Origin of the sequence: Azospirillum halopraeferens DSM 3675, assembly GCF_000429625.1 — a bacterium.
GTDB classification, from domain to species: domain Bacteria; phylum Pseudomonadota; class Alphaproteobacteria; order Azospirillales; family Azospirillaceae; genus Azospirillum; species Azospirillum halopraeferens.
Window position 1 is genome coordinate 145,594 of record NZ_AUCF01000006.1, and the last position, 23,756, is coordinate 169,349.

The 23,756-nt window shown below is 71.1% G+C and carries 24 protein-coding genes; 12 read left to right on the top strand and 12 right to left on the bottom strand.

The annotated features are described in order from the left end of the window. The first annotated feature begins 2 nt into the window (after positions 1-2). Positions 3-1,565 (top strand): copper resistance CopC/CopD family protein, encoded by a 1,563-nt coding sequence (locus G472_RS0108530; RefSeq protein WP_051340587.1) that lies wholly within the window; start codon positions 3-5, stop codon positions 1,563-1,565. Here G472_RS0108530 and G472_RS0108535 read toward each other — a convergent pair. Beyond that, positions 1,555-2,826 (bottom strand): cytochrome P450, encoded by a 1,272-nt coding sequence (locus G472_RS0108535; protein ID WP_029008041.1) that lies wholly within the window; start codon positions 2,824-2,826, stop codon positions 1,555-1,557. The two genes, G472_RS0108530 and G472_RS0108535, sit on opposite strands and share 11 nt — an antisense overlap. 120 nt (positions 2,827-2,946) lie before the next feature. On the opposite strand from G472_RS0108535, the gene G472_RS0108540 reads away from it, so the two are divergent. Continuing rightward, the gene (locus tag G472_RS0108540; RefSeq protein WP_029008042.1) at positions 2,947-3,297 is read left to right on the top strand and encodes a hypothetical protein; all 351 of its coding nucleotides are present in this window, start codon (positions 2,947-2,949) and stop codon (positions 3,295-3,297) included. Positions 3,298-3,319: 22 nt separating this feature from the next. Here G472_RS0108540 and G472_RS0108545 read toward each other — a convergent pair whose 3' ends face one another. After that, positions 3,320-3,817, bottom strand: coding sequence for a hypothetical protein (locus tag G472_RS0108545; protein WP_029008043.1), 498 nt, complete (start codon positions 3,815-3,817; stop codon positions 3,320-3,322). Positions 3,818-3,886: 69 nt separating this feature from the next. Next, the gene (gene phoU, locus G472_RS0108550) at positions 3,887-4,609 is read right to left on the bottom strand and encodes a phosphate signaling complex protein PhoU (protein ID WP_029008044.1); all 723 of its coding nucleotides are present in this window, start codon (positions 4,607-4,609) and stop codon (positions 3,887-3,889) included. Positions 4,610-4,780: 171 nt separating this feature from the next. On the opposite strand from phoU, the gene G472_RS0108555 reads away from it, so the two are divergent. Then, a complete protein-coding gene (locus G472_RS0108555) occupies positions 4,781-6,085 on the top strand; it encodes a pentapeptide repeat-containing protein (RefSeq protein WP_029008045.1) in 1,305 nt (434 codons plus the stop codon). Between the two features lie 5 nt (positions 6,086-6,090). Here the strand turns inward: G472_RS0108555 and G472_RS0108560 are convergent, their stop codons facing one another. Next, positions 6,091-6,642, bottom strand: a complete 552-nt coding sequence (locus G472_RS0108560; RefSeq protein ID WP_029008046.1) for an AAA family ATPase — start codon at positions 6,640-6,642, stop codon at positions 6,091-6,093. Positions 6,643-6,792: 150 nt separating this feature from the next. On the opposite strand from G472_RS0108560, the gene G472_RS32055 reads away from it, so the two are divergent. Both G472_RS32055 and G472_RS0108570 read left to right on the top strand, forming a co-directional pair. After that, on the top strand, positions 6,793-7,662 hold the full coding sequence (locus G472_RS32055; protein ID WP_035691734.1) for an ABC transporter substrate-binding protein: 870 nt from the start codon (positions 6,793-6,795) through the stop codon (positions 7,660-7,662). Further along, complete coding sequence (locus tag G472_RS0108570) at positions 7,662-8,654, top strand: FecCD family ABC transporter permease (protein ID WP_035691737.1); 993 nt, start codon at positions 7,662-7,664, stop codon at positions 8,652-8,654. Before G472_RS32055 ends, G472_RS0108570 begins: the two co-directional genes overlap by 1 nt. Before the next feature lie 14 nt (positions 8,655-8,668). On the opposite strand, the gene G472_RS32060 is transcribed toward G472_RS0108570, so the two are convergent. Further along, a complete protein-coding gene (locus G472_RS32060; protein WP_245593434.1) occupies positions 8,669-9,124 on the bottom strand; it encodes a MarR family winged helix-turn-helix transcriptional regulator in 456 nt (151 codons plus the stop codon). A 540-nt stretch (positions 9,125-9,664) separates the two neighbouring features. Here G472_RS32060 and aguB point away from each other — a divergent pair. Continuing rightward, the gene (gene aguB / locus G472_RS0108580) at positions 9,665-10,546 is read left to right on the top strand and encodes an N-carbamoylputrescine amidase (RefSeq protein ID WP_029008048.1); all 882 of its coding nucleotides are present in this window, start codon (positions 9,665-9,667) and stop codon (positions 10,544-10,546) included. Positions 10,547-10,549: 3 nt separating this feature from the next. On the opposite strand, the gene G472_RS36915 is transcribed toward aguB, so the two are convergent. Further along, positions 10,550-11,182: a putative metalloprotease CJM1_0395 family protein gene (locus G472_RS36915; protein WP_051340590.1), complete on the bottom strand. Its 633-nt coding sequence runs from the start codon at positions 11,180-11,182 to the stop codon at positions 10,550-10,552. Between the two features lie 161 nt (positions 11,183-11,343). Between G472_RS36915 and G472_RS0108590 the strand changes: the two genes are divergently transcribed. Then, positions 11,344-12,108, top strand: a complete 765-nt coding sequence (locus G472_RS0108590; RefSeq protein WP_245593435.1) for a hypothetical protein — start codon at positions 11,344-11,346, stop codon at positions 12,106-12,108. 12 nt (positions 12,109-12,120) lie between these two features. On the opposite strand, the gene G472_RS0108595 is transcribed toward G472_RS0108590, so the two are convergent. Continuing rightward, positions 12,121-12,774 (bottom strand): DUF6134 family protein, encoded by a 654-nt coding sequence (locus G472_RS0108595; RefSeq protein WP_029008050.1) that lies wholly within the window; start codon positions 12,772-12,774, stop codon positions 12,121-12,123. A gap of 186 nt (positions 12,775-12,960) precedes the next feature. Here G472_RS0108595 and G472_RS0108600 point away from each other — a divergent pair, with 186 nt between their 5' ends. After that, positions 12,961-13,545 carry a hypothetical protein gene (locus G472_RS0108600; RefSeq protein ID WP_029008051.1) on the top strand — a complete coding sequence of 195 codons (585 nt, stop codon included), beginning with the start codon at positions 12,961-12,963 and terminating at the stop codon, positions 13,543-13,545. Between the two features lie 17 nt (positions 13,546-13,562). On the opposite strand, the gene G472_RS0108605 is transcribed toward G472_RS0108600, so the two are convergent. Both G472_RS0108605 and G472_RS0108610 read right to left on the bottom strand, forming a co-directional pair. Continuing rightward, on the bottom strand, positions 13,563-14,264 hold the full coding sequence (locus G472_RS0108605; protein ID WP_029008052.1) for an alpha/beta fold hydrolase: 702 nt from the start codon (positions 14,262-14,264) through the stop codon (positions 13,563-13,565). A gap of 17 nt (positions 14,265-14,281) precedes the next feature. After that, positions 14,282-14,824, bottom strand: a complete 543-nt coding sequence (locus G472_RS0108610) for an isochorismatase family protein (protein ID WP_029008053.1) — start codon at positions 14,822-14,824, stop codon at positions 14,282-14,284. A gap of 215 nt (positions 14,825-15,039) precedes the next feature. On the opposite strand from G472_RS0108610, the gene G472_RS0108620 reads away from it, so the two are divergent. The 3 genes from G472_RS0108620 to G472_RS0108630 all read left to right on the top strand — a co-directional run bounded on the left by G472_RS0108620 (position 15,040) and on the right by G472_RS0108630 (position 19,221). Further along, positions 15,040-16,539 (top strand): DEAD/DEAH box helicase, encoded by a 1,500-nt coding sequence (locus tag G472_RS0108620; protein WP_029008054.1) that lies wholly within the window; start codon positions 15,040-15,042, stop codon positions 16,537-16,539. Between the two features lie 4 nt (positions 16,540-16,543). Continuing rightward, positions 16,544-16,786: an Lrp/AsnC ligand binding domain-containing protein gene (locus G472_RS0108625; protein WP_029008055.1), complete on the top strand. Its 243-nt coding sequence runs from the start codon at positions 16,544-16,546 to the stop codon at positions 16,784-16,786. Positions 16,787-16,929: 143 nt separating this feature from the next. Further along, positions 16,930-19,221, top strand: a complete 2,292-nt coding sequence (locus G472_RS0108630; RefSeq protein WP_029008056.1) for an LPS-assembly protein LptD — start codon at positions 16,930-16,932, stop codon at positions 19,219-19,221. Between the two features lie 13 nt (positions 19,222-19,234). Here the strand turns inward: G472_RS0108630 and G472_RS0108635 are convergent, their stop codons facing one another. Further along, positions 19,235-19,768: a D-glycero-alpha-D-manno-heptose-1,7-bisphosphate 7-phosphatase gene (locus tag G472_RS0108635; protein ID WP_029008057.1), complete on the bottom strand. Its 534-nt coding sequence runs from the start codon at positions 19,766-19,768 to the stop codon at positions 19,235-19,237. Between the two features lie 145 nt (positions 19,769-19,913). Between G472_RS0108635 and G472_RS0108640 the strand changes: the two genes are divergently transcribed. Next, the gene (locus G472_RS0108640) at positions 19,914-20,639 is read left to right on the top strand and encodes a hypothetical protein (protein WP_029008058.1); all 726 of its coding nucleotides are present in this window, start codon (positions 19,914-19,916) and stop codon (positions 20,637-20,639) included. An 18-nt stretch (positions 20,640-20,657) separates the two neighbouring features. Here G472_RS0108640 and G472_RS0108645 read toward each other — a convergent pair whose 3' ends face one another. Together G472_RS0108645 and G472_RS32070 are read right to left on the bottom strand one after the other, a co-directional pair. After that, positions 20,658-21,104, bottom strand: coding sequence for a universal stress protein (locus tag G472_RS0108645; protein ID WP_029008059.1), 447 nt, complete (start codon positions 21,102-21,104; stop codon positions 20,658-20,660). Continuing rightward, positions 21,101-23,710 carry a TRAP transporter permease gene (locus tag G472_RS32070; protein ID WP_051340591.1) on the bottom strand — a complete coding sequence of 870 codons (2,610 nt, stop codon included), beginning with the start codon at positions 23,708-23,710 and terminating at the stop codon, positions 21,101-21,103. Before G472_RS32070 ends, G472_RS0108645 begins: the two co-directional genes overlap by 4 nt. Positions 23,711-23,756: the final 46 nt, after the last annotated feature.

Consider the following 23,756-nt stretch of genomic DNA (forward strand, 5'->3'; position numbering starts at 1 on the left):
CCGTGGCATCCCTGCCGCTGCGCCTCGCCCTGGCGTGTGCCCTGCTGCTGGCCCTGTGCGCCGGCGCACGGGCGCACGCCGTGCCGGTCGAGGCGATCCCCGCCGACGGAGCCGTGCTGACGGCCCCGCCGGCGGCGGTCACGCTGCGCTTCAACGAACCCGTGCATCTCATCGCCCTGCGGGTCATCGCGCCGGACGGCCAACCGCTGCCCGGAACCGCGGAGCCGGGACCGGACGGCACGGTGGTGCGGTTCGCCCTGCCCGCCGGCGCCGCGGACGGCGGCTATCTGGTCAGCTACCGGGTGACGTCGGCCGATGGCCACCCGGTGGGCGGGTCCCTGGCCTTCGGCATCGGCACCGCACCGGTCACCCCGGCGGGCGCCGCGGAGGCGGCACCGCTGCGCCCGCTCGCCGCGGTGCTGCGCGCCTTCCACGTCGGCGGCGTGCTGGCGGCGGCGGGCGGCGCCCTGTTCGTGCTGCTCGTGCCGGGGCGCAGTCATCCCCTGGCCGGCCGGGTGGCGCCGGTCCTGCTCGCCGCCGCGGCGGTGGCGGCGGTGGCCGGAGTCGCCGCGCTGATCCTCCATGGCGTCCGTCTCGGCGGCCCGGAGGTCTGGCGCGCCGTGTTGGCTGGGCCGCCGGCCCGCAGTCTGGCGGTGACCCTGGCCGGACTGGCGGCGATCGCGGCCGGCGCCATCCGACCGGACCGCGCCGCCGCGGCCCTGGCCGGCGGTGCCGGCCTGTGCGTCGCCGCCTTCGCCATGACCGGCCACGCCGCCTCCGCACCGCCGGCGTGGGCGGCGGTTCCGGCGATCCTCCTGCACACCGCGGCGGCGGCGTTCTGGGTGGGCGCGCTCCCGCCCCTGGCGATGGCGCTGGCGCGGCTTCCCGCGGACGCGGCGGTCGTGGGGCGGTTCTCCGCCCTGGCGGTCGGCGCGGTCGGGGTTCTGGTGGCGGCGGGCGCGGCGCTGACGGTCATGCAGGCCGGCGCCATCGCCGCCTTTCCCGGCACCGGCTATGGCGGGGTCTGGCTGGTCAAGGTCGGCCTCGTCGCGGTGCTGCTGACCCTGGCGGTGCTCAATCGGGTCGTCCTGACGCCGCGGCTCACCCGGCCCCCCGGAGCCGGGGCCGGCGCCCTGCGCCGCAGCATCGCGGCGGAACTGGCGCTGGTCGCCGGCATCCTCGCCGCCACCGGCTGGCTCACCCAGACGGAGCCGCCGCGGGCGACGGAGGCCGCGGCACCCGCCGGCGTTGCATTGACGGCGACGGCGCAGGGCGTCACGGCCGCGGTGCGCATGCACCCCGGTCGTGTCGGCCCCAACCGGCTGGGGGTGACCCTGACCGACGCCGCGGGCGTCCCCGTCGACGCCGCCGCGGTCGACGCCGCCCTGTCCCTGCCCGAGGCGGGTGTGGAGCCGCTGGCCCGTCCGCTGGACCGGCAGGAGGCCGGGGGCTACACCGCCGACCTGACATTGCCCCTTCCCGGCACCTGGTCGCTGCGCCTGGACGTGCGGATCGGCGACTTCGACCTGGTGATCCTGCGCACCGATATCGCCGTCACACCGTAAGCCGGCGGCGGACATCGGCGATGATGAAGCGGCTGCGCGGCGCCGCGGGCATGCGGGTGAGGTCGACGCTGAGGTCCTGGTCGGGCACACGGTAGTCCAGCCCGGCGGCCAGCACGCGCACCGACGTCTTCATCAGCGCGATGGTGATCCATTCACCGGGGCAGCGGTGGCCGGTTTCGAAGCCGCCGCCGCCCTGGGGAATCATCTCGTAGGCGCTGATGGCGCGATCGCGGAACCGCTCGGGCCGGAACGCCTCCGGGTCCTCCCAGGCGCGGGGGTCGCGGTTGGTGCCGAAGAGGTCCAGCAGCACCCACGTCCCGGGGGCGAAGTCATGGCCGTGCCATGCGAACGGCTCGCGCACCCGTCCGCCGACCATGGGGAAGAAGGGAGCCAGCCGGCGCACCTCCTGGACGAACCACTCGGTCGCGTCGCTGTCGCCGTCGCCGTCGCCGTCGCGGATGCGGTCCCGCCAGTGCGGGTGTTCGTGCAGCGCCAGGGCGGCGAAGACGATGAAGCGGGCCACCGCCACGATGGGCCGCAGGACGTTGAGCAGCTCCACCGCCGCCACCGGCAGGTCCAACGGGCGGCCGTCGGGCTCCCGGTACGCGGCGACGACGGCCAGCGCGCCGTCCGGCTCCGCCGCCCGGCGACCGGCGCGGACCTCGGCGACCACGGCGCGCAGCCACCGCTCGGTGCGCCGGCGCAGCCACAGGGCCCGCCAGTTGCGCGGCCCGACCGAGGCGGCGCCGTCGATCATGGCGCCGATCTCCGCCGTGCGGCGGTCGGCTTCCGCGTCGGTCAGGGGCAGCCCGATCCAGCGGCCGGCGGCGCGGCACAGGACACCCCGCGCCTCCGCCAGAAGAACCACGCCGTTGGGCGCCCCGTGCCAGCGCTCCGCCGCGGCGGCCCACTCCGCGGCCACCAGATCCTGCAGCCGGGCGATGGCCGGGGGTGTCATCAGTTCCATGAACATGGCTTTGCGCCGGCGGTGCGCGTCTCCGTCCAGAGTCTGCACGCTGCCCTTGTCCTGGAGCGCCCGCAGGGCAGTGGTCGGGAGGGCACCGTTGCGGGTGAAGCGCCCGGGCTCGTAGAAGACCCGTGCGGCCTCCGGTCCGGACATGCAGATGGCGGGGGTGAACATCAGCCGCGCCGTGAACAGGTCCGAGCCGAAGCGGCGGCAGCGGTTCATGATGAAGGGATAGCCCTCGGACAGCAGCGCCCACGTGCTGTCCGGACGGTCGTCCCGCGGTATGGCCGGCATGGGACCTCCTTTCGCATGGTGCATCGCGCACCGCCTGTCGGCGGTGCCCTTTACTGGACGTTCGCCCCGGCTTGCGCCATGTTCCCCGCCACCCCCAAATCCCGAAGGGCTGTTTGCCGAATGAGCGAATTCAAGGTCGGCGACCGCGTTACCGTGCACACCTCCCAGGGCGGCCCGCAGGCGCTGGCGACGGTCGCCCGGTTCACCCACGACGGCCGCCGCATGGAGCTGTCGGACGGCTCGGAATGGCGAGCGGACGGCAAACGGCAGTGGAGCTTCCGCGGGTCCTTCTACAAGGGCCCGTTCGTGGAGCCGGAACGCGACGGTGATGCCGCCCGCATCGCCAAGCGCCGCGCCATCGGCCAGATCCGCAAGTTCGCCAACGACCTGGACATGGACAGCCCGCTGGACGCCGCGGCGCTGAAGCGGATCGTCGATCTGATCGACGCGGAGAAGGCGGCGGCGCCCTGAGCACCGGGGGCGCCGCCCCGTTTCAGGAACGGTGCTGCCCGGCCTCCCCGGCCCCCACCCCCACGCCCGCCGCATCGGCCCGGGGTGCCAGGCCGCGCAGGGCGCGGGCGGCACGAGTGGCCTCGGCGATGGCGTCGGGGGGCAGCCGCCCGGCGATCAGGGTCATCAGCCCGCTGCTCTCGTGCAGGCACTGGGCATCGAACAGGCTTTTCAGCCGTTCGAAATCGGTGATCCAGCCGGCGTCGCCGCCGCGACCGGCGCGCGCCGCCAGGTCACCGGCCAACTCCGCCACCCGGCGCTGGAGCGCACCCACCTCCTCCAGGTCGGCGGCGGCGACGCCGCAGCGGTGAAGGGCCGGCACCACGACCCGGTCCAGCATGGCGCCGTGGGCCCGCCACAGCTCCGCCAGGCCGCTCATCTCTCCGGCCCGCTCGTCCCAGGCGGGTTGAGTGGCGTTGCCGACGACGCTGAACACCTCCTGCCCCGCGAGGTGGTCGGATTCGAACAGTTGCGCGATCATGGAACGACCATCCCGTCTGCACCTTCACGGGAGGAGAACCGGCGTCGCGCCCGGCGGTTCCCCGCCTTTTCAGGGGGTCGTGTCGGGCGGCTCCGGCATGACGAAGCTGCTGCGGTCGTCCTTGTCGCGCTCGTCGGCCGGGGCATGGCCCTGCACCAGGAAACACACGTTCTCCGCCACGTTGGTGGCGTGGTCGCCGATGCGCTCGATCGACTTGGCGACGAACAGCAGATGGGTACAGCCGGTGATGTGCTGCGGCGATTCCATCATGTAGGTGAGGAACTCGCGGAACAGGGCCGTGTAGGCGTGGTCGACACGGGTGTCGCGGTTGCGCACGTCCAGGGCCAGGGTCGCGTCCTGGTCCACATACGCCGTGACCACATCGCGGACCATGGCCACCACCATCTCGCCGATGGGGGCCAGCGACTGCACCGGGGCGGCGCCCGGCAGCCCGCTCAGCGTCACCGTCCGCTTGGCCACCGAGGCGGCGAAATCGCCGATCCGCTCGATGTTGGATGCAACCTTGAACGCCGCGACGATCTCACGCAGGTCGCGGGCCATGGGCTGGCGCAGGGCCAGCAGGCGGATCGCCAGGCTTTCGACCTCCGCCTCCATGCGGTCGATCTCCGGATCGCGCCGGATCACCTCCGCCGCCAGGTCGGCATCGACGCCGGCGATGGCGCGCAGGGCCGTGGCCAGCTGCTCTTCCGCCAGGCGTCCCATGCGTTCGACCGTGCCATGAAGGCGTCGCATTTCGGCGTCGAACGCCACCACGGTGTGACCGCCAGTCATCCCCTGCTCCTCGTCTTCAGCCCTGCCGCCGGGAAACGCCTTAACGATTAAAGCAGATTGTTTTAAGAAACTAGTCCACCATTGGAAGGATCGCCCCGTGCCCCGCACGGGGCGGGTGGAAGAATCGCCCCGTGCCCCGCACGGGACGGGAATCGGGGCCGGGCGGGATGCATGACGCCGCATGAATTGGTCGCCGTGCTGGAAAAGCACGAGCGCTGGCTGAAGAACAGGCAGGGCGGAAGCCGCGCCAACCTGACCATGGCCAATCTGGAGGGGGCGAACCTCTCCGGCGTCAACCTCACGTCGGGCAAGCTGTCGGGCGCCAAGCTGGCCCATTGCGACTTCACCAACGCCGACCTCAGCCACGCCGACCTGTTCGCCGCCCACCTGACCAAGGCCGACCTGTCCGGCTGCAACCTCTACCGGGCGGATCTGCGCGGTGCGCGCATGCGCGGGGCCAAGCTGAAGCGCGCCATCCTGAAAGAGGCGGACCTGCGCGGCGGCGCCCTGCTGTACGGCGGCAACCAGGGCGGCAGCGGGCTCGACTTCGTGCGCTCCGACCTGACGGGCAGCGACTTCGACGACGCGTCCCTGGCCAACGCCAACCTGGCCGGCGCCGACCTGACCGACGTGTCGATGAACGGCGCCGACTGTGAAGGGGCGCTGCTGACCGGTGCGACACTGATGCGCGCGGCCATGAAGAACTGCAACCTGGTGCGGGCCGACCTCCGGGGCTGCAACCTGTCGGGCGTGAACCTGCAAGGCGCGGTCCTGCGCGACGCGAATCTGACCGGCGCGGTGCTGGCCGGCGCCAACCTGCGCAACGCCGACCTGCACGGCGCCAAGCTGGAGGGCGTGGACCTGGCCGGCGCCGACACCACCGGCGCCAACCTCGCCCGCTCCGCCGAGAATTTCTCGACCCGCATCCAGGATGCCCTGCACAGCCACTACACCTGGATCAACACCAACGGCGCCATGGGCGGGCGGGCCGAACTGAACGGCGCCGACATGTCCCATATCGACCTGCACGGGGTGAACCTCAGCGGTGCCTCCCTGCGGGGGGTGCAGCTCGTCGGCGCCAAGATGCGCGACAGCCTGCTGATCATGTGCGAGATGGCGGAGGCCGATCTGCGCGACGCCGATTTCACCGGCGCCATCCTCGACGGGGCCAGCCTGCGCGGCGCCGACCTCTCCGGCGCCCGGCTGGACGGCGCCGGCCTCGGCTGGGTCGACATCAAGGGGCCGGACGGCAAACCCACCGGCCGGTTATGGGCCGCCAACCTGACGGGCTGCCGTTTCGCCGGCGCGTCGCTGGTGCGCGCCAATCTGCGCGGGGCCAACCTGGCGGGTGCGGACTTCTCCGGGGCCGACCTGTCCGGCGCCGTGCTGACCGACGCGAACATCCGCGACACGCGATTCGCCGGCGCCAACCTCACCGGCGCCAGCCTGCCGCCGCCGCCCGATCCGGACGATTGATCCGCCTACCGCGCCTGCGCCCGGCGCAGCACCCAGGCGCAGCGGCCGTCGGGCTCGCGCACGGTGTCGGGCAGGAAGGCCAGGCGGTCCGCCGCCACCCAGCGGCGGCACAGCCCCTCGATCACCGTTTGGGCGTGGAGCTGGTGCCAGGGGTTGGCGTAGCGTATTCCGTCATCCTCCAGAGGCAGGCTCCCCCAGGGCAGAACGACGATGAGATCCCAGGCGGCCACGGCGGCGCGCGCCTGCGCGGCGAAGGCGTCGGTGCCGGCGGGGTCGTCGGCGGCGTAGCCGTTGCACAGCCAGAACGCCAGGAAGTCCAGAGGCGTGCGGTCGGCGACGAAGCCGGCGGGGGCGGCGGCGGCGCGGGCCTCCAGATCCTCCGCGTCGTCGCGCAGCAGGGCCCGGTGTTCGGCGCGGGTCAGGGCGTGCAGGCTGAAGCCGGCCCGCAGGCGCTCGCGCATGCGTTCGTGCAGAACGGGAACGCCGAGCGTCCCGGCCATGGTGAGCGCCAGCGTGGTCTTGCCGGTGCCGGCGCTGCCCGTCAGCCCGATGCGCATTGCCCGCCCCCTTTGCCTGATCCCGCCACGCCCGCCTGCGGCGGTGCAGCATAGAGGGATGCGGCACCGCTTGCCAGGGTGCGCGGCCGTCCCGTACTGTCCGCTCCGCGCCGCCGCAAGCGCCGGTTCCATCGGGAGTGCCATCGGCCCATGGCGTGCTTCGCCGCCTTTCGCATCGCCGTTCCGGCGGCGGTCCTATGGATCGCCCTGTGGGCGGGTGCGGCATCCGCCGCCGCGCCGGAGGCGGCACCACAGCGCATCGTGTCGCTGAATCTGTGCGCCGACCAGCTCGTCGTCCTGCTGGTGGAGCGGGAGCGCATCGCGGCTCTGTCCGAGCTGGCCGATTCCCCATCTTTGTCCTATGTGGCCGACCGGGTGGCCGGCATTCCCCGCACCGCCGGGACGGCGGAAGAGGTGCTGCCCCTGCGCCCCGATCTGGTGATGGCCGGCCGCTACACGGCCAAGCCCGCCGTGGCGCTGCTGCGTGCCAAGGGGGTGCCGGTGCTCCTCCTCGACATTCCCCGCGACTTCGCGGCGATCCGCGACCAGGTCCGCCGGGTCGCGCAGGCGCTGGGGGCGGAGCCGCGGGCGGAGGACCTGCTGGCTGCCATGGACCGCACCCTGTCGGAAGGGGCGGAAGGGGTCGACGCCGGACCCCGCGGCCGGCGGCCGGTGGCGGTGACGCTGCAGGCCGGCGGCTTCACGGCCGGGGCGGGCACCCTGCCGGACGCCGTGCTGGACGCCGCCGGGCTCGACAATCTGGCGACCCGCAGCGGCCTCACCGGGTACGGCTATCTGGCGCTGGAGACGGTGGTGGCCGGGCGCCCCGACCTGCTGATCGCCGAGACGGCCATGCCCGACCGGCCGTCCCTGCGCCAGGCCCTGCTGATGCACCCGGCGCTGGCGCGGTCGGGTGCCGTGGGGCGGCGGGTGGACATCCCGCCGCCGCTGCTGTCCTGCGGCGCCCCCTTCACGGCCGAGGCGGTGCGCCTGCTGCGGCAGGCCGCGGCGGCGCCATGATGGCGCGGGAACGCCTGATGGTGGCGGCGCTGGCGGCGGCGGTCGTCCTGCTGTTCGCCCTGTCGCTGAGCGTGGGCCCCGCCGCGGTGTCCCCGGCCACCGCGCTGGCCGACCTCTGGGCCGGTGCCGACACCACAGCGGCGGTGATCCTGGCCGAGATCCGCCTGCCCCGCGCCCTGCTGGGGGTCGGCGTCGGGGCCACCCTGGGGCTGGCGGGGGCGGCGTTGCAGGGGCTGCTGCGCAATCCGCTGGCCGAGCCGGGGGTGGTCGGCGTCTCGCCGTTCGCCGCGCTGGGGGCGGTCGTGGCCTTCTACGGCGGCTGGGCGCAGACGGTCCCCCTGGCCCTGCCGATCGGCGGCATCGCCGGGGCGCTGCTGGCCGTGGCCCTGCTCTACGCCCTGGCCGGGCGGACGGCCGGGGTGCTGACGCTGGTGCTGGCCGGCATCGCCCTGTCCAGCCTGGCCGGCGCAATGACCTCCCTGGCGCTCAGCCTGTCGCCCAACCCCTTCGCGCTGGCGGAGATCGTGTTTTGGCTGCTGGGCTCGCTCAGCGACCGCAGCCTGCAACACGTGGCCATCGCCTTTCCGTTCATGGCCGCGGGTTGGCTGCTGCTGGGCTCCACCGGCCGGGCACTCGACGCCCTGAGCCTGGGGGAACTGACCGCGCGCTCCATGGGGGTCGACCTGCGGGGGGCGCGGCTGCGCGTCATCCTCGGCACCGCGCTGGCCGTGGGGGCGGCGGTGGCGGTCAGCGGCACCATCGGATTCGTCGGGCTGGTAGTGCCGCACCTGCTGCGCCCGCTGGTGGGCTGGCAGCCGGGCCGGCTGCTGTTGCCGAGCGCGCTGGGCGGTGCCGCGCTGACCCTGGCCGCCGACGTGGCGGTCCGCCTGCCGGGGCCGTCGGGCGAACTCAAGCTGGGCGTCGCCACGGCGCTGGTCGGCGCGCCCTTCTTCCTGGCCCTGGTCCTGCGCACGCGCGGCCGCCTGGTCTGAAGCCGGCCGGCGCTTCAGATCGGCTCGTCGCCCGCACGGTCTTCGAGCGGCGACTCGGCCGCCCCCGAATCCGACAGGGAGGCCAGGTTGGCGACGACGCGGTTCAGCACGCCGACCGCGCGCTCCACCTCCACCGGGTCGATTCCGGCCACGGCATGGCCGTTCAGTTCGGCAGCGGCCACGGTCAGCGCCGGGCGCAGAGACCGTCCCTTGGCCGTCAGGTGGATGTTGACCTTGCGCCGATCATACTCGTTGCGCACGCGCCGGACGAAGCCCCGCCGCTCCATCGCGTTGACCGCGGCGACGGTGGTCGGTTCCATCATGCCGACCCGCTGGCTCAGCTCCCGCTGGGTCAGCCCGTCTTCCTCCCATAGGGCGCGCAGGAAGTACCATTGCGCCATGCTGACGCCATGCCCGCCGGCCCTGGCCTGCAACGCGCGCGAAAAGGAACGATGAACGTCGCGAATCACAAACGAAAGAGTTTCCCCGGCATCGACGTCAGCCCTGTTGTCACACCCCTTCATCAAATCGACATTCTCCGTCCGCCTCTTGAAACATGCATGCATCGAAACGATCTTTCGGCAACCGTTCGGTGATCGGCCGGCGCGGCATCCCGGCCGGCTCCATGCTTGTTTGGCTATTTCCCGGATCATATCTAGATGGTAGCGGACTGACAAATAAAATTTGTCGGCCTTTGCAATCGCATGCGACAATATGTTCAACTATCCGCAAACAAAGTATTTGAGATCCGCTGCGGTGCCCTGATCCTTGCCTTTCCGTCATCGATCTACACACGGTGCACGTCCATATCCGGGTATGTTTTCCCGGCAAACGCTGGTGGATAGTTATAGTTACTATTAAATTTATACCCGAATGCGGAGCAGGCACCGCTTCGCCGGGAGCGCGCTTGCCTGCGCCGGCCGGAAACTGATGGAAGTGAGCATTTTCCGGCCGTATCACATAGCCTGCGACCGCAGCGCCACGACCGACCAGAGAGGAGCGCTTATCCCATGAGGACCGTCACCGTCGCCGCCACCCAGACCTTCTGCACGTGGGATCGGGCCGCCAACGTCGACCGGATCGAGGCGCTGGTGCGCGCGGCCGCGGCGCAGGGTGCGCGCATCATCCTGCCGCAGGAACTGTTCGAGACGCCCTATTTCTGCAAGGACCAGAAGCAAGACCTGTTCGCCCTCGCCGCCCCCGCCGACGGCCATCCCGTCATCGAGCGCATGAGCCGGCTGGCCCGGGAGCTGGAGGTGGTCATCCCCGTCAGCTTCTTCGAACGCGCCAACACCGCCTACTACAACTCCCTGGCGATCATCGATGCCGACGGCGCGATGCTCGGCGTCTATCGCAAGTCCCACATCCCCGACGGCCCCGGTTACCAGGAGAAGTACTACTTCAACCCCGGCGACACCGGTTTCCGGGTCTACAGGACGCGCTACGCCACCATCGGCGCCGCGGTGTGCTGGGACCAGTGGTTTCCCGAGACCGCGCGGATTCTCGCGCTTCAGGGGGCGGAGGTGTTGCTCTACCCCACCGCCATCGGCTCGGAGCCGCAGGACGCCGGGATCGACAGTCAGGGCCACTGGACGCGCGTCATGCAGGGACACGCCGGCGCCAACCTGATGCCGCTGGTGGCGTCCAACCGCTTCGGCCGCGAGGAGGGAGAGACCTGCGGGATCACCTTCTACGGCTCGTCCTTCATCGCCGGGCCGCAGGGCGAACTGGTGGCCGCCGCCGGTCGCGAGGGCGAGGCGGTGCTGACCGCCACCTTCGATCTGGACGCCCTGGCCGCGCAACGCGCCTCCTGGGGCGTGTTCCGCGACCGCCGGCCGGACCTGTACGGTCCGCTCCTCACCCTGGACGGATCGACGCCGGCACGCCGGTGACGATCAGGCGATGATCGCCGCCGCCGCCGTGCGCCCGCCGCCCGAAGCCGCCGCGGTGCGGTAGGCGGCGGCGGCGCGGGCGGCCAGCGCGGACGAGGGTGCACCGGACGCTTCGGACGCAGCGCCGCCCGTGCCGCCCTCGGCCCCGGCGTCCTCACCGTCCTTGCGCATCTCCGCTTTGGCCTGCGCCTTGATGGCGTCGGCCTGCGCGGCGACGCGGAGGTCCTGGGGCGACGGGTCGGCGGGCGCCAGGGCCGCCCGCTTGACCGTCTCCATCTTGGTCACGGTGGCGGCCGGCGTCGATTCGCGGCTGATGTCGATGGACACCTCGCCGGCCACCGCGTAGGCACGGCCGTCCGGCCCCTTCTGGAACGTGAAGGAGGCGGCCCCCGCGTACGGCCCACCGGCCGACTGGTGCGCCGCCTCGTGCCGGCGCACATCCGTATCCGCCTTCTGCAGCTTGCGGATCACGTCCTGTTCTTCGGGGGAACGTTCGGCGCCGGAACCGGGGAATCCCCGCGCCGCGGACGCGACCGCCTCTTCCGGTGCGGCGTCGGCCGCCGTCACGCCTTCGGCCCGGCTGGTCCGCAGGGGAATCGGCCGGAACGTCGACCCGGAGGTGACGCCCCCGATCATCGCCCGCCTCCTCTGGCAGCAGTCCACGATGCGTCGTCACCGCCATGGTACCAGCGGACCACGGCAGCGGCAACGGGACCAGCGGCGGCCCATCCACTTCCCCTTGCATCCGTTGCGTGTCCGGCAGACACTCCGGCCGCCGCTTCAGAGAAGGGAGTCCCATGACGGACGCGCAGATCGCCGGAACGCTGGAAGAGGTGCTCGGGCGCTTCGACAAGGCCGGTTTCCGCCCCACCTACCGGGCGATGGCCGGCGAGCGCTGGCGCCTTCAGGTGGTTCCATACCTACTCAGCCGCGGGTACTGGAGCGGTCCGATGATGATCACCGATATGGCCGTGCTGACGCGGACCGACGATCGGGGCGCCCGCCGGACCTGGATGTCCATCACCCCCATGGAGATCGAAAGCCAGGAGATCGGCTGCCGGTTCGCCTCGGGCCACACCGTCGTCATGGGGCTGGGTATGGGGTGGGCAACGGTCAACGCCGCGGTCAACCCGGCGGTGGACCGCGTCACCGTGGTCGAGATGGATGACGAGGTGCGCTCCATGATCGCCGCCCAGGGCATCATCGAGCAGCTTCCCGAAGCCGAACGGGCCAAGGTCACGGTGGTGGCGGGCGACGCCATGGAGTACGTGCCCGACGCCCCGGCCGAGACGCTGCTGGCCGACATCTGGCTGCCGCTGAACGGCGACGAGCGGGTGGAGCAGGTGCGGCGCATGCAGGCCAACACCGGAGCGCGGCGGGTCTATTTCTGGGGGCAGGAGATGGTGATCGCCCGCCACGCCCGCAAAGCGGGCAGGCCGATCGATCACGCGTCCGTCGCCGACGCCGTGGCGGCCACGCGCCTGCCGCTGATCGGTCCCGCGGAGGTGCCCGACTACCCCGACCTCATCGCCCGCGCCACCCACTGGCTGCGCGAGGATTGATGTCGGTTCCGGTCAGGCCGTGCGGATGTACTCCACCGCATGGCCGCGCCGGTCGAAGGTCGCCGCCAGCCACCGCCCCTCGGGGGAATACCAGATCGTGCCCCCGAGAAAGTTATCGACGGCATAGGCCGTCGCAGCGACCCGTTGCCCGCCGAGGGTCAGGGAATCGCGCCCGCGCGGCTGAACCGACTGACTGACCACGGTCCCCTTCACCGGGTCGATCACGCTGCCGCTGTCGAGTACCCGCGGCGTCCAGAAACTGGCGGGCATCAGGTCCCGTGCCCGCACCGGGCGCCCCTGCAACAGCGCCCCCTGCGGCGTGTTGCGTGCCTGCACCTCATAGCCGTTGCCGTTCTCGGCGCCGGTGCTGCGGTACTGCGTCCAGGTGCCGTTCTCCCACCGCTCCTCGGTGTTCTGGGAGAAGCGGTAGGCGTTGATGAACGCGATCCGCACGCGGATACTGGTGGTCCCGAAGGCGTCGAAACCGGCGGGCGTGCGCACGAAGCGCAAGGTATGTTCACCCGATTCGGAGCCGTCGACCCGGATCACGAATCGCATCGGCGCCGGCGGCATGGTCTGTGCGATGGACCGGCCGGCCGGCATGGCCCCCAGAAGGCCGGCTCCCGCGGCTCCGGCGAGCAGCGTCCGGCGGTCGAGCGTCAGCATGGCGCACCTCCGTCCCCGGGATGAGGGGCCCCAGGATTAGGGGCATGGTCGTCGCGGTGTCCCCATGGTCAACAGCCCCGCGCCGGTTTCGTCACCCGGCGGGCGTACGGGACAATCGCGGCCCCCCTTGCCGCGGGAGGGCCGGCGCTCCATCCTTGCGGAGGTGCTCACCATGCGAAGCCCGCCATGACCACCCGTCGCCGCTGCGTCCCCGCCGCCCTCGTCTTGCCCGCCCTGTGCGCCATCACCCTGTGGGGCTGTGCCGGAGGACGCGTGGTCGCCGATCACCCCGCCCCCGCCTACACCCCCGGCGAGGTGGCGTACGCCGCGTCCGACCGCGACCTGGCCGTGGTGCTGCACGGCGCCCCGCCGGGCACCGATCCGGCAACGCTCGGCCCCGCGGTCACCGCGGCCATGCAGGGACGGATCATGGGTGTGCGGACCAACTTCACCACCACGCCCGGCGAGTCCGCCCGGCCCGACTACCGGGTGGTGATGGCGTTCAATCCGGTGGAGCCGCTGCTGTCCTCCGCGCTGTGCGCCTCCGGCCCCGTGCCGACGCGCGCCCCGGCCGCCGCCGGTGGCGGCCTGGTGGTGGAGGCGGCGTTCTGCCGCGGCGGCGGCGCGCTGACGGCGGCCCGCGGCACCCTGGAGTCCTCCGCGGGCCCGGACGACCCGGAGTTCCGCGGTCTGATCGGCGACATCACCTTCGCCCTGTTCCCGGCCTATCGCGACAGCGATACCAACATCTGCGTCGGCGCCAACTGCTGACCGGCCCGAACCGCCGATCAGTCGTAGAGCATCCACAGGCGCAGCAGCGCGGTGACCGCCTGCGGCTGCTCCATGGCCGCGAGATGGCCGCAGTCCTCCACCACGGCGAGGCGGGCGCCGGGGATCAACCCGGCCATCTCCGCGTGCACCTCCACCGGGGACAGAGCGTCCTGGCGCCCGCACACCACCAGCGCCGGACAGGAGACGGCCTTCAGAGAGGCCCGGCTGTCCGGTCGGCCGATGATGGCGGCCTGCTGGCGCGCGTACGCGTCCGCACCGATGCGCTCGGCCTGGGCGTACACGGACTCGACCAGCGGCCGGTCTCCGAGACGGTCGGGATGGACCAGCCGGGGAAGATGGCCGGCCACGACCTGGCGCAAGCGGCCGCGGCCGGCCAGTTCAGCGGCGGCGCGGCGATTGGCGCTCTGTTCCGCCGTGTCGGCGTAGGGGTTGGTGTCGAGCAGGGCCACGCGCTCCACCCTGTCGGGCGCGCGGCGCAGGATCTCCATGGCCACGTAGCCGCCCAGCGACAGGCCGGCCAGGGCGAAGCGCGGCGGTGCCGCGGCCAGCACGGCGGCGGCCAGCCCCGCCATGGAGTCGGCGCCGGTCAGGTCCCCGACGCTCACGTCGGCGATCTCCGCCAGGTGGCGGGTCTGGTGCTCCCACAGGGCAGCGTCCAGCGGCATGCCAGGCAGCAGGATCAGGGCGGGACGGTCCATGGCGGAGACTCCCCTCGTCAGCGGATCAGGGACAACAGGGACTTGAACACCGGCGTGCCTCCGCGCTGCGCCCACTCGAACACCACCATCTCGGTGGACACGATGGTGATGCCCGCCGCGCGCATGCGCGCCACCGCCAGTTCGGCGTTGCGCGGATCGCGCGAGCCGACGGCGTCGGCGACGAGAAAGACGTTGCGGCCTTGCCCCGCCAGGGCCAGGGCCGTCTGCAGGACGCAGACGTGCGCCTCGGTCCCCATGATGACGATCTGGTCGCGGCCGGTGGCGTCGAGCCGGTCGAGGAAGCCGGCCTCGCCGCAGCACGAAAAATGGATCTTCTCGAACACCGACTCCGGCGCCAGCCGCTCCCGCAGGGCGGACACAGTGACACCGATTCCCTTGGGATAGTGCTCGCTCGCCAGCACCGGGACGGCGACGGCGGCGGCGGCGTCCAGAAGGATGCCGGCGTTGCGCACCACCGCGTCGGCCCCGCTGACGGCGGGGGCCAGCTTCTCCTGGATGTCGATCAGAAGCAGCACGGATCGTTCGCTCGACAGCAACATGACGCCATTCCCCTCGCGGTGTCCGCCAACCCTAACCGATGCGGCGCTCCGCCGCCACCCCGCCACCGGGACGATGCCCGGCGAGAAAATCGGCACCGTTTTCACCTCAGACGTCATTGGCGTATTGACAGTCGGGTTTGACTTCCTATTCTGCGATGCCATCTAAAGGCGGGCCGAAGGGCCGGCTTTTCGTTCTCCAACCAGAAACCAACTGGATGCTATTCTCGGAAATTGGGCTCGGACCTGACGTCCTGCGCGCCATCGAAGACAAGGGTTACACCCAACCCACCCCCATTCAGGAACAGGCGATCCCCTGGGTTCTGCGGGGTCGGGACGTGCTGGGCTGCGCACAGACCGGCACCGGCAAGACGGCATCGTTCACCCTGCCGATGATCGACATCCTGGCCGCGGGCCGGGCGAGGGCACGCATGCCGCGCTCCCTGATCCTGGAGCCGACGCGCGAGCTGGCGGCACAGGTGGCGGAGAGCTTCGAAACCTACGGGCGCTATCACAAGCTGAGCATGGCGCTGCTGATCGGCGGCGAAACCTTCACCGAACAGGTGAAGCGTCTCGACCGCGGGGTCGACGTGCTGATCGCCACGCCCGGCCGCCTGCTCGACCTGTTCGAGCGCGGCAACATCATGCTGAACGACATCAAGGTCTTCGTGATTGACGAGGCGGACCGCATGCTCGACATGGGGTTCATCCCCGACATCGAGCGCATCGTCGCCAAGCTGCCGAAGATCCGCCAGACGCTGTTCTTCTCGGCCACCATGCCGCCGGAAATCCGCCGTCTGGCGGACGCCTTCCTGATGAACCCGAAGGAAGTGACGGTCGCCCCGCCGGCCTCGCCGGCGGAGACGGTGACCCAGGCGCTGTGCATCGTCCATCCCGAGGACAAGCGCAACGCCCTGCGCCACCTGCTGCGCACCGAGGATGTCAGGAACGCCTTCATCTTCTGCAACCGCAAGCGCGATATCGGCGTCCTGCAGAAGTCGCTGGAGCGGCACGGCTTCAACGCCGGCGCGCTGCACGGCGACATGGTCCAATCCAAGCGGACCGAGACGCTGGAGGAGTTCAAACAGGGCAAGATCACCCTGCTGGTCTGCTCCGACGTGGCGGCCCGCGGCCTCGACGTGCAGGGGCTGAGCCACGTCTTCAACTTCGACGTGCCGATCAACGCCGAGGACTATGTCCACCGGATCGGCCGTACCGGACGGGCCGGCCGCAGCGGCCGCGCCTTCACCATCGCAACGCCGGAGGACGGGAAGCTGGTCGGCGCCATCGCCCGCCTGATCGGCCGGGAGATCCCCTTGATCGCCATCGACGGCCTGGAGACTCCGGGGTTCGAGGATGAGGACACCGTACGCAGCCGTCGCGGCCGCGGACGCGGCAAGCCCAAGGACGAGGCCCGCGAATCGCGCGAGGCGCGGCCGTCGCGCAGCCGCGGCGAGCGGGACCGCAGCGAGCGGGAGCGTCCGGAACGCGAGCGTGCGGAACGGGGACCGGAGCGGGAACGCCCCGAGGCCGAGACGGCTCTGCCGCCCCGCAGCGAGGGGCCGCCGCGGCGTGAACGCGACCGCCGTCGCCGCCGCGACGAGGACGACGACGACGACTCGCCGGTGATCGGCTTCGGCGACCATCTGCCGGCTTTCATGCTGGCCCCGACGCGCATGCGGTCGGCCCCGGAGTCCGAGTCCAACCAGGAGGGCTGAGCCCGTGCAGACGATCTTCGTGATGGTCAAGTGCGAACTCGGCAAGGCATACACGGTGGCGGACGCCGCCGTGCAGGGGATCGAACCGGTGTCGGAGGTGCACTCCATCTCCGGCCAGTACGACCTCCTGATGAAGTGTTACCTGGCGCAGGACACGGACATCGGCCGATTCGTGACCGAGAACATCCAGACCCTTCCCGGCGTGCGTGACACCTTCACCCTGATCGCCTTCAAAGCGTTCGCCTGACGGCCCGTCGGCACGGGTCCGCCGCGGGGCGCCGGGCGCCCCCCTTGCGGCGTGCGGCATGCCGGACGCACCCGCACGCCGACGCACGGCGGGGACCCGCGAAACCGTTGACTTGACAGCGGTGTTACCTCAAACGTTCGGGCATGGCACAGCATTCCACGCCGCCCTCCCGCCCGCGCCGCAAGGGGCGTCACGGGTCCCGACGCTCCCGCCGCCCGCTGGCGCTGCGCACCGGTCTGATCGCCCTGACGGTCGCCGTCAGCGTGGCCGCCGCGGCACCGTCGCGCGCCCAGGCACCGACCCGCGACCAGTCGCCGGTGCTGCTGGTCGCCGATCAGGTGACCTTCGACGAGGAGGGCGGCATCGTCACCGCCCGGGGCAACGTGGAGCTGTCGCAGGGCCTGCGCACCGTGCGCGCGGACTCCATCGTGTACAACCAGCGCACCCGGGTGGTCACGGCCACCGGCAACATCCGGCTGGTGGAGCCGTCGGGCGACATCCTGTTCGCCGACTACGCGGAACTGACCGACGACCTGCGCAACGCCTTCATCAACAACATCCGCATGCTGATGACCGATGACGGCCGCATGGCCGGCACGGAGGCGGAACGGCGCGGCGGCGTCCTCACCAGGGTCAACCGGGCCGTCTACAGCCCCTGCGAACTGTGCCCCACCGACCGCACCCGGCCGCCCCTGTGGCAGATCCGTGCCGTGCGCGTGGTGCACGACACCGAGGAGAAGGAGGTCCGCTACAAGGACGCCGTGCTGGAGATGTTCGGGGTGCCGGTGGCCTACACGCCTTACCTGTCGCACCCCGACCCCACGGTGGACCGCAAGACCGGGTTCCTGACCCCGACGTTCGGCAACAGCTCCGACCTCGGCCTGTTCCTGCGCAGCCGCTACTATGTGGACATCGCCCCCGACCAGGACGCCACGGTGGAGGTCGGCGTCTTCTCCAAGGAAGGGCTGCTGCTGGGCGGCGAGTACCGCAAGCGCTTCGAGAACGGCACGCTGCAACTCAACGGCAGCGTCACCCGCAGCGAGCTTCCCTCCGCCGTCCCTTCGGAGCGGCGCGACGACTGGCGCGGCCACATCGCGGCGCGCGGCCTGTTCGACATCGACCCGACCTGGCGCTGGGGCTTCGACGTCAACCGCGCCAGCGACGAGACGTACCTGCGCCGCTACTACGACGTCCGCGAGGACTTCCTGGTCAGCCGCGCCTTCGTCGAAGGGTTCCGCGGCCGCAACTACGCGGCACTCAACGCCTACGCCTTCCAGGATCTGCGCTACGGCAACACCACGGAGGAGCCGCTGGTGCTGCCCCTGGCGCAGTACCGCGCCCTGGGCCAGCCCAACGCCACCTTCGGCGGGCGCTGGTCGGTGGACGCCAGCGTGCTGGGTCTCTACCGCAAGGACGGGCGCACCACCCAGCGCATCGCGGTGCAGCCCGGCTGGCGGCGGGAGATGGTCTCGTCCTTCGGCCTGGTCACCACCATCGACGCCAGCGTGCTGGTCGCCGGCTACCACACCGAGCGGGCCGGCCGGGCGCCCGACTACATGACCGGCGACGACTCGTCCAACCGGTTCCGCCTGTTCCCGCAGGTGCAGGCGATGTTCCGCTATCCGTTCGTGCGCTACGGCGAAAGCTCCAGCCAGCTCATCGAGCCGCTGGTCGCCTTCACGGCGGCGCCCAACATCGACAACGACGACATACCCAACGAGGACAGCCGTGACGTCGAGTTCGACGAGACGGTGCTGTTCCGCCCCAACCGCTTCACCGGCATCGACCGGCTGGAGGGGGGCTCGCGCGTCACCTACGGCTTCCGGACCGGCATCTACGGCTATCGCACCGGCTCGGCCAGCCTGTTCATCGGTCAGAGCTACCGCCTGACCAAGGAGGCGGATTTCGCCGCCGGTTCCGGCCTGGAGGAGCGCCTGTCCGACTACGTCGGCCGACTCGACCTGGCGCCTGCCCCCTGGCTGGACGTCAACTACGGCTTCCGCCTGGACCAGGACGGGCTGCGCCCGCGCCGCCACAATTTGACGGCATCGGCCGGCGTGCCGCAGTTCCGGGCCTTCACCTCCTACACCTACGTGGATCAGACCACCGACCGCAACGCCGTGCAGCGCAACGAGATCGAGCAGGCGTCGTTCGGCTTCCATTCCCGCCTGTCGCCGCTGTGGACGCTCAGCGCCGGCTACATCCAGGCGTTCGAACCGGATCCGGGGCCGCGCTCGGCCGCCCTGGTGCTGACCTATCAGGACGAGTGCTTCACCTTCGAGACCATCGCCCGGCGCGACTTCACCGATGTCCCCGGCGACGACGTCAACGAGGGCAGCACGATCCTGTTCCGCCTGGTGTTCAAAAACATCGGCGAGGTCCGCACCCCCGGCATCAGCACCGGCTTCATCGGCGGCGGCTCGCAACGGGACTGATGGCGGGCGGCCGTCACAGCAAGGCTTCCACCTCGTCCAGCCGCGTCACCACCCGCGTGGCATCGCCCGGCGGGGTGCCGGGCGGCGCCAGCAGGACGCGGGCGGGGATCCCGGCGGCCCGCGCCGCGGCCATGTCGGTGGGCTGATCGCCGACGAACAGCGAGCGGCCGAGGTCGAGGCCGAGCCGGCGCTGCGCTTCCAGGATCATGCCCGGCGCCGGCTTGCGCCAGAAGCTGTCGCGGCTGTAGCGCGCCACCGTGCCGTCGCGATGGCAGGGACAATGGAAGACCCCGGCCAGCGCCACGCCCTGTGCCTCGAACGCCCCAGCCATCCATGCGGTGAGCGCGCGGAACTCCGCCTCGTCATAAAAGCCGCGGGCGATGCCCGACTGGTTGGTGACCACGACGACGCGATAGCCGCGGTCGACCGCCCGGCGGGCCAGCGCGAAGATGCCGTCGACGAAGGTGAACCGCTCGACGCTGCACACGTAGCCGTGATCGAGATTGACGACGCCGTCACGGTCGAGCAGCAGGGCCTTCTCCGGCATGGGGGTCCTCGGGCGATGACAAGTGTGGGGAACGGCCACGTCTTAGCACAGCCCGTCGGTCGCTTGGGGTTGAAACCGGCGGCCGATGCCGTTAGCCATTACCCCACCCGCACACTCCCCACCCCGAGACACCGACCGGATCGCCATGGGCCTTGGCCGCTACGACTACGACCGCCGCTACCGCCGCCGCTTCTGGAGCGGGTTCGGCAAGCTGGCGTTCTTCGCCGTGATCCTGCTGGGCACCGGCCTGTTCGCCTACCAGATGGGAATCGAGCAGCTCAAGGGCCGCGACGTCGCCCTGCGCGAGGAGGTGGCCAGCCTGTCCCGCCAGAAGGCGGAGCTGGAACTGCTGGCCGGCCAGATGCAGCACGCCGCCCGCGCCGCCGAGGGGCGCGTCCACGACCTGGAGGCCCGCCTCGCCCGCGAGGTGCCGACCGGCGACCTGGCGGCGCTCGCCGGCCTCGTGCGCAAGCGGCTGTCGGACGGACTGGCGCCGCAGCGCCTGGCCTTCGTCATCGAGAACGCGCAGAACCCGCGCAACTGTCAGGCGGCGGAGACCAAGCGCTTCGTCATCACCACCCCGCTGGTCAAGACGGGCAACCGCTCCGCCTCCTTCGCCGGCGGCGCCGTCACGGTGACCGGCGAGGGCGAATCGGCCCGCAACGCCCAGGGGGCGCCGGAAGCCTGGTTCGATCCCAACGAGCCGGTGACCCTGCGCATCACCGCCCACGGCGGCGTGGAGGAGGTGACGACCGGGCGGCTGCCGCTGCACCACGCGGTGGTGATCGACCAGACCGAGCACCGCTTCACCATCGCCGCCGGCCCCCGCTCCTTCGTCGAGGTGACGGCCGACCGCTGCCCGTTCCCCTGACGGCGGCGCGGCCGGCCATCAGGGGGAGCGGTCGTCGTCCCGCTCCCGCACCACCAGCACGGAGCAGCGGGCGTGCCGCACCACGCGCGCGGCGTTGGGGCCCAGCAGATAGTCGCTGAGTTCCGGCCGGTGGGCACCCAGGACGATAAGGTCGGCCCGGGTGCGCTCGGCCATCTTCAGGATCGATTCGTAGACGGTGCCCTCCGCCACGATGTGCTGCACCGCCATTCCCGCCGGGACCACGGCGGCCACCCGTTCGTGCAGCCGCTTCATGATCCTGTCCGCCACATCCTTTTCGTAACCGCGCGGAAAGAACTGGCCGACGATGCTCATGCCGAAATCGGGCATGACGGTCATCACGTGCAGCCGCGCGTCCATGGCCTGTGCCTGGCGGACGGCGGCCGGCAGGGTGGCGGTCCAGTCGACGTCGGCGTCCACGTCGACGGCCACCAGGATGTCCTTCATGGCGTTCCTCCTCGTGCGGCGTAACGGGCTTCGGGCGCGGGCTGCGTGCGCATGCGGCGACGCTGGGACCAGATGACGATCCCCAGCACCACCAGGGCCGGAGCGTAGAAGATGTGCTTGGGCGGGCGCTGCGCCTCCACGACGATGCCCTGCACCACAAAGTCGAAATCGATGCCCGCCCGCTCCGCCTGACTGCCGAAGCCGATGCGGTCGACCACCACGGTGCCGTCCGGCTCTTCGGCCAGGAACAGGCCGGCCTGCTCCAGGCGCTGGCGCCCCGGCCCCGGCGAGCCCAGGGTCAGCACCGCCACCCGGTCGACCGCCCGGCCCTCCAATGTCTCACCGGTGACGTTCAGGCGCAGGCGTCCCCGCTCCGGCACCCGCTCCGCGATCTCGAACACCTGCGCCCCAGGCACCGTCTCGTACTGCGGGATCACCATGTCCATCCAGAATCCGGGGCGGAACAGGGTGAAGGCGGCCAGCAGCAGGAGCACCACCTCCCACCAGCGGGTGCGGATGAGGAACCAGCCCTGGGTGGCCGCGGCGAAGGCCAGCATGGCGATCAGCGCGGCGGCGAAGATGAACATCGCCATCCACACGCTGTCGACGCCGATCAGCAGCAACTCGGTGTTGAAGATGAACAGGAACGGCAGGATGGCCGTGCGGATGTCGTACATGAATCCCTGGATGCCCGTGCGGATCGGGTCGCCTCCGGCGATGGCGGCGGCGGCAAAGGCGGCCAACCCCACCGGCGGCGTGTCGTCGGCCAGGATGCCGAAATAGAAGACGAAGAGATGGACCGCGATCAGCGGCACGATCAACCCGGCCTCGGCGCCCACGTTGACGATCACCGGCGCCATCAGGGTCGACACCACGATGTAGTTCGCGGTGGTCGGCAGCCCCATGCCGAGGATCAGGCTGATGATGGCGGTGAAGATCAGCAGCAGCATGAGGTTGCCGCCGGAGATGAACTCCACGAAATCGGTCATCACCAGGCCGATTCCGGTCAGGGTGACGGTTCCCACGACGATGCCGGCGGCGGCCGTGGCGACGCCGATGCCGATCATGTTGCGGGCACCGGTGACCAGCCCGTCGAACAGGTCGCGAAAACCCGCGGTCAGTTCGTGCCCGGCGTCGGCGCGGCCGCGCATCAGCGCCTTCAGCGGCCGGTGGGTGACCACGATCGCCATCATGAACACCGCCGCCCAGAAGGCCGACAGGCCGGGCGACAGCCGCTCCACCGTCAGCGACCACACCAGCACCGCCACCGGCAGCAGGAAATAGAGCCCCGCCTTGACGGTCGGCCCCGGATCCGGCAGTTCGGTCAGGTCTTCGGTCGTCTCCAGTTCGGGATAGCGGGTGGCGTACCACAGCAGGCCCAGATAGGCGAACAGCACCGCCACGGACAGGATGGGCGCGGCGTTGTCGCCGAACACGTCCTTCATCCAGCCGACGCCGTAATAGACCACCGCGGTGACCACCAGAAGGCCGAGGAAGACGGTCAGGAACGACAGCAGGCTTTGCGTCACCGTGGTGGCGCGGCGGCGCGGCAGGCCCTTCATGCCGGCCTTCAGCGCCTCCAGATGCACGATGTAGATCAGCGCGACGTAGGAGATCAGCGCCGGCAGCAGCGCGTGCTTGATGACCTCTGTGTAGGAGATGCCGACGAACTCCACCATCAGGAAGGCGGCGGCCCCCATGACCGGCGGCGTGAGCTGGCCGTTGGTGGAGGACGCCACCTCCACCGCCCCGGCCTTCTCGGCCGGGAAGCCCACCTTCTTCATCAGCGGGATGGTGAAGGTGCCGGTGGTCACCACGTTGGCGATGGAGGAGCCGGAGATCAGCCCGGTCATCGCCGACGACACCACCGCCGCCTTGGCCGGCCCGCCGCGCATGTGGCCGAGCAGCGAGAACGCCACACGGATGAAGTAGTTGCCGGCCCCCGCCCGCTCCAGCAACGCGCCGAACAGCACGAACAGGAACACCATGCTGGTGGACACGCCCAGCGCCACGCCGTACACGCCTTCGGTGGTCAGCCAGTAATGGGTGACCCCCTTGGTCAGCGAAGCGCCGCGGTGGGCGATCACGTCGGGCATCCAGGGGCCGAAGAAGGTGTAGGTCAGGAACACCAGGGCCACGATGGTCAGCGGGGGCCCGAGCGCACGGCGGGTCGCTTCCAGCAGCAGCACCATGCCGGTGACGCCGACCACCAGGTCCATGGTGGTCGGCAGGCCCGGCCGCCGCGACAGCTCGGCATAGAACAGCCAGAGATAGGCGGCGCAGAAGGCGGCAACCGCCGCCAGCACCCAGTCGATGACCGGCACCGTCCAGCGCGGCGAGCGTTTGAAGGCGGGAAACGCCGTGAAGGCCAGGAACACCGCGAAGGCCAGATGGATGGCCCGCGCCTCGGTGTCGTTCAGGATGAAGACGCTGAACACGAAGGGCAGCGGCGAGGCGTACCAGAGCTGGAACAGCGACCAGGCCAGCGCCACGCCCACCAGCACCTTTCCCGACCAGCCCGGAGGCGTGCGCGCGCCCGTGTCGGCCCGGGCCACCAGATCCTGCAAGTCCTCGCGCGAAGCGGCCTCGTTCCTGGGGTCACTCATAGGGGGCGTCCGGGGCGGTCGTCAAAGGATCCCTCCCCCGGCGTGG